Raw genomic sequence first — 1335 nt, forward strand, 5'->3', positions numbered from 1 at the left:
CCTCGGGCGCCTCGGTCGACAGCGCCTGGAACGTCGACTGGAGCCAGAGCGGATCCACCTTCACCGGCAACGACGTCGGCTGGAACGGCGCAATCGCCTCCGGCGAAAGCCGCGAGGTGTTCGGATTCGTCGGCAGCGGCAGCACCGCCGCCCCGAGCCAGATCTCCATCAACGGCGACGTCTGCGACGGCCAGAGCGACCCCGGCGATCCGACCAGCGATCCGCCGACTGACCCGACCACCGAGCCGACCACCGACCCGCCGACCGATCCGCCTGGCGACGGCGACTGCGGCTCCGGCTCCCCTGATGCGACCGTGACCGGCTCGAGTGGGAACTACACCGCCCAGCACGGGGGCAGCACCGTCTACACCGGCGGGGACTACCGGGCCGCGATCCAGACCGCCGTCGACGCCCTCGGCAACGGCCAACGCGTCTCAGTCATGGCCTCCGGCTCCATCGGCGGCAGCACCATCTGGATCCCCAGCAACCGCACCTTCGAAGGCTGCGGCACCATCAACGCCGGCAACAACGGCGGCCGCGGCGCCATCGAGTCGACCAACACCTCGAACGTGTCCATCCCCCACCTCGACCTCACCGGCGACCCGTACTTCGGGATGCGGTTCTTCGGCAACAACGGCCTCCACCTCGGCCAGATCAACCTCAACCTCGACGGCGGCATCGGCATCCGCTTCGAACGCGACGAACCGGCCAGCTCCAACGTGACCATGGACTACGTCTACGTCAACGGCGCCGGCAACCACGGGGTCGAGACCTGGAACGTCGACGGGTTGGAGATCGGCACCGTCGTCGCCCGCAACACCGCCTACGCCGGCCTGCTGCTCAACAACACCCGCAACGCCAACATCGGGCTGGTCGACGGCGACAACGTCGCCTCCGGCACCGGCTACGCCACCTTCCGCACCGCCAACCGCGCCGGCAGGCTCGCCGACGGCTCCTACGCCACCAACATCTACGTCGACCGGGTCGTCTCCCGCGGCGGCGGCCGCGGCATCTTCTGCGTCTCCGAATCCGGCGGCGTCCGCATCGGCCAGGTCGACCTGGCCGGCAACGGCAACAACGCCATCCTGATCGAGAACTGCTACAACTACACCATCGCCGGCGGCACCGTCGACGGCGGCGGCGAAGTCCGCATCGCCGCCCGCAGCGAATTCGCCAACACCCGCGACACCGACATCACCCTGACGGTCAACAACACCTCGGTCCGCGAATCACCCTGCGCCGACAACTCCACCTGGAACCTCTCCGGCAACGCCAGCATCGACATCTGCTAACCACCGGACGACAACGGGGCCGCGGACACAACCCGCGGCCCCG

Annotated in this window: 1 protein-coding gene; it reads left to right on the forward strand. The window is 69.0% G+C overall.

Annotated features, from left to right (window positions below):
• The coding region (locus CUT39_RS10090) for a cellulose binding domain-containing protein (protein ID WP_100446099.1) at nucleotides 1-1292 on the forward strand (1292 nt) is incomplete at its 5' end.
• Nucleotides 1293-1335: the final 43 nt, after the last annotated feature.

The organism is Glycomyces xiaoerkulensis, from assembly GCF_002798405.1.
GTDB classification, from domain to species: Bacteria; Actinomycetota; Actinomycetes; order Mycobacteriales; family Micromonosporaceae; genus Glycomyces; species Glycomyces xiaoerkulensis.